We start from the raw sequence: 4,154 nt of genomic DNA on the forward strand, positions 1-4,154 counted from the left end.
AACAGTGGCGCTATAACTGCATCAAATTCGATCAATTGCGCCGTCAAAAACAAATCGAGCGAGTTTTATCTATTAATTAGCTAAGTATGTACACCAAAATTCGTTCTCCTCCTGCCATATAGACACAGACAATAACTATCTAATCATCTGAGGACAAAATTATGAAACAAAGACAAACCAAGCATAATCTTTCTCGCCCTGAATTTGGTCAAATCATACAATTTCCCCAACTTCAATCGGCTCCAATAAATAAAAAAACTACCAAACAGCCTTTGGCGTTAGCTGTTTGGGCGAGCCTTTGCATTTGTGGGGTGGCGTTTGGAATAGGATGTGTGGGTGTTGATTTACTTTCTGACAAACAAGAGCCATTAGCTATTAAGGATAGTAAGAGCCGAACTAGAATTAGCAGTTTTTTAGAGAGGGTGGCTGTTGCTTCGTCAAAAGAGTCAAACGATCTGAACACAGTTAGCGAAGATGATTTTTCCAAGTTGAGTGCCGCCGAAAAACCCGAACAAAAGCCACTCACAAGACCGCCATCAAAAGTCGGACGAGCCTACAAAGATGGTCTTCAAAAACAAGTGACAGTACCCTCAGCATCTTTCCAGCTACCCACGCTACCAGAGCGAACTAAAGTTCCCCATGAGTTGATACCCAAAATATCAATTCCTACACCAAAATTGCCCGCAACGCCACCAGCACCTAAAATAACAATCCCAAATTTATCAAACGCCTAGATACCCCCGTTGTAATCGCCGCACTTGGACGCCTCAAGAGTTAGAGATCGATCGCTGCTGAAAAATAGCTACAGTTGTAGCCGGATCGGGAACGTCACTACTAAGATTGAAACCTTCGTAGCCTCTTGCGATCGCGTTTTCACGGTACTCGATGAGCCACAAGATCTCGCTGACAAACCTGACGCAGTGACGCTTCCCATCCGCACCGACTGGAAACTGTTTTCGAGTGCGATCGAATTTTTGTGATGCAGCAAGGCAAAATTGTCGAAGATGGCACTCATGCCAACTGGAATTTCAGCTTATATTTTCCGGAAATATAGGATAATCGATGTTTATAAATCTCAATCTAAATAATTCTACCTACTGTATACATCCAGATGGACAACCTGTACACCTTCAAATTCAACCGCACCTCAACCTTAACCTCCCTTTGTGAAGGGCTAATTGACCCAATTGAATACTATGAAGCCCGAAAAGAACTATTTTCCTTATCATTAATGGCAGATTACGACCAACTGGTATGTCTATCTGCACTCACCAAAATCGACAAACACTGGTATCAAATAGAAACTGCCAGAAAAGTCCTCAGACAACTAGGAGGACGCGCCTTACTTGCCGATGAAGTAGGATTGGGGAAAACCATCGAAGCGGGACTCATCTGTTCCGAATACTTCGCAAGAGGAATGATTCAATCTCTATTAGTTCTTACTCCAGCTTCTCTCGTCTCCCAATGGCAATCGGAATTACTAGAAAAATTTAACATAGATACCGTCACCACCGACGACACCGGACGGCAACTTTCCCCGGAAGAATTCTGGACATCTCATCGCAGTATTATCGCCTCTCTCCACACCGCCAAATCTCCTAAACATTATGCCCACGTTACTCAAAGAAATTGGGATTTAGTCATTGTGGATGAAGCTCACCACTTAAAAAATCGTACCACACTTAATTGGAAACTGGTCAATGCCCTGAATAAAAGATATATTTTAATGCTCACCGCTACCCCCGTCCAGAACTCTTTAGTAGAACTGTTTAATCTTCTCACCCTCCTGAAACCGGGCTTATTAAAAACTGAAGCTGCATTTAAAAAAGAATACGTTGATTCTAAAAACGGACGAGTTCCTAAAAATTCCGAAAAACTGCGTCAGCTAATGCGGGAAGTAATGGTACGGAATACTCGTTCTTTGGTAGACGTGAAATTACCTAAACGGTTTGCTACTACCATCACCGTTACTCCTTCTGCTGGCGAACAGAAACTCTATCGAGATTTAACTGAATTTTTACGGAATTCTGGCGAAAATTTAGATAAACTATCAATTAATAATCTCTTAATGAGAGCGGGTTCTTCCAGTCGCGCCTTAGCCGAGACATTGAAAAATTTATCCCAAAGATTACCGGATGAAGAATGGAAAAGTTTTACCAGACGCGCTGCCCAAATTAAACAAGTAGAAAAAGCTAAGCGCCTGATAGAGTTATTAAAGCAATCTCACACGAAAACTATCGTTTTTACTACCTTTAAAGCCACCAGTAGTTACTTAGCAGAAACTTTTCGAGAGGCGGGGATTGCTTTTGCTGAGTTCTTAGGAAGTATGTCTCTCAAAGAAAAAGATGCTGCCATAGACGCTTTTAGAGACAACGTTCCTGTTTTGTTGGCATCCGAAACTGGTGGAGAAGGACGTAATATACAATTTGCTTCGGCAATTGTCAACTACGATTTACCTTGGAATCCAATGAAAATAGAACAGCGCTTCGGCAGGATTCACCGCATCGGACAAACTCAGGACGTGTTTATCTTCAACTTTTGTCAAAAGGATAGCATAGAAGAATATATCTTGCGAATTCTCCATGATAAAATTAATATGTTTGAATTAGTAGTGGGAGAAATAGAGACTATTTTAGGTAATGTAGATGAAGAGTTTGATTTTAGTGAAGCTATTGTCGATATTTGGTTAAAGCATCAAACTCCATCAGCCCTAAATACAGCTTTTGGACAGTTGGCTGATGAGTTAATTAAGGCGAAAGATGAATATCGAGAAACCAGTGAATTAGAATCTCAAATATTTGGAGAAGATTTTGAAGCTTGAACAGTTAGAAGCGATTCGCTCGGTGAGGTGCAATGAGTTCAGATCCAATTCTTAAAACTTTAGCAAAGCTTGTGGAATTACATGAGGGAGTCGCAGAAATTACTGAGTCACAAACTCTAAATGTATTGTTAACAGATAACATCGCCAAAGCCTTGTCGGTTGAGCCGGAAACTACTTTCAGTACGAAAGCAGATATTGACGATACCTATTTTGTTAGCTATCATTCAGAACTATTAAATAAGTTTTCTTCCCTGTTAGCTTCTAGAGGAAGCGTTACCGCTTTGGGAGTAAAGTACGATGGCTATTTGAAAACCACGGGCTTTGAAAAAATAGTAGATTCTAAAATAGTACTGCAAAATGGTTTAGTTCGCTATCTGTCAGCTACTCCATCAATTACTCGTTATATTTGGTGTCACGTTGCTTATACGGCTAATGCTGATGAAAAAAGAATTGGTATGGTTGATTTTATAATTAACGAGTTAACGGGGGTAACGCCTGTAGAAATTGGTAATGCTTTATTATGGACAAGTGATAGAGTTGCGGTTGATAGTGATACTGTTAAACCAGAAATATCGCCAGATGAGTTATCTAATTTGGTTGAAAATACGGCAGCCAAATTGATTAAAAGTGAGTTGAGTAACTGGTGTAATAAGTTAAGTAGAGCTTGGCAACGTGATGAAGAAAGGTTGAATAGTTATTATGGCTCGATTAGTCAAGAAATTAGACGCAAAATTGAGTCTAAGGGTTTAGAAGGTGAGTCTAAGGAAAAAGAATTAGCACGGATTGAAGCTACTAATAGAGAACTGTCCAGAAAAAAAGCTGATGTAAGGGAGCGTTACGCTTTGCAAGTAGAAGCTTATTTGCATAGCGCGATGATTATCCATTTACCAACGGTACATATTAAATGTGAATTGGTCAGGAAGAAGTCTAAACGAACTGTTACCTTGGTGTGGAATCCTTTTACTAAAAATATCGAAACTCTACGTTGCGAGATAACGGGAGAGCCTGTTTATAACTTTTATTTAGACGAGCGGGATGCTAAAATTATTTCGCCAACAGTTTGGGGAACTTTGTAGTACATCGTCACCAAAATTTGCTACCAGGATATAGCATACTGTAACGGTTTCAACAGTTTGACTGATTCGAGAAACTAAAGAATTTACTTTATAAACTCGCTTTCACTCGCTTAGGATTAGGTTATAAAAAAATTTCTTTATAAATTATGACATACAGTTCAGTGCAACCAAATTCCCTGCTGCGTGCTGCTACTTTGGCAGAACTTCAGGAGAAAGGGCAATTACTCATCCGCCTTAACCAACAGACTATTGCGCTG

4 protein-coding genes are annotated in these 4,154 nt (G+C 40.0%); all 4 read left to right on the forward strand.

The window, feature by feature from the left end:
• Positions 1 to 161: 161 nt before the first annotated feature.
• Positions 162 to 734 (forward strand): hypothetical protein, encoded by a 573-nt coding sequence (locus tag H6S82_RS21310; RefSeq protein ID WP_190463037.1) that lies wholly within the window; start codon positions 162 to 164, stop codon positions 732 to 734.
• Positions 735 to 758: 24 nt separating this feature from the next.
• Positions 759 to 980 carry a hypothetical protein gene (locus H6S82_RS21315; RefSeq protein ID WP_190463039.1) on the forward strand — a complete coding sequence of 74 codons (222 nt, stop codon included), beginning with the start codon at positions 759 to 761 and terminating at the stop codon, positions 978 to 980.
• A 131-nt stretch (positions 981 to 1,111) separates the two neighbouring features.
• Positions 1,112 to 2,821: an SNF2-related protein gene (locus tag H6S82_RS21320; RefSeq protein WP_191056668.1), complete on the forward strand. Its 1,710-nt coding sequence runs from the start codon at positions 1,112 to 1,114 to the stop codon at positions 2,819 to 2,821.
• Between the two features lie 32 nt (positions 2,822 to 2,853).
• Positions 2,854 to 3,897: a hypothetical protein gene (locus tag H6S82_RS21325; protein WP_190463043.1), complete on the forward strand. Its 1,044-nt coding sequence runs from the start codon at positions 2,854 to 2,856 to the stop codon at positions 3,895 to 3,897.
• Positions 3,898 to 4,154: the final 257 nt, after the last annotated feature.

This window comes from Planktothrix sp. FACHB-1355 (assembly GCF_014748295.1).
Taxonomy (GTDB): Bacteria; Cyanobacteriota; Cyanobacteriia; order Cyanobacteriales; family Aerosakkonemataceae; genus Aerosakkonema; species Aerosakkonema funiforme_A.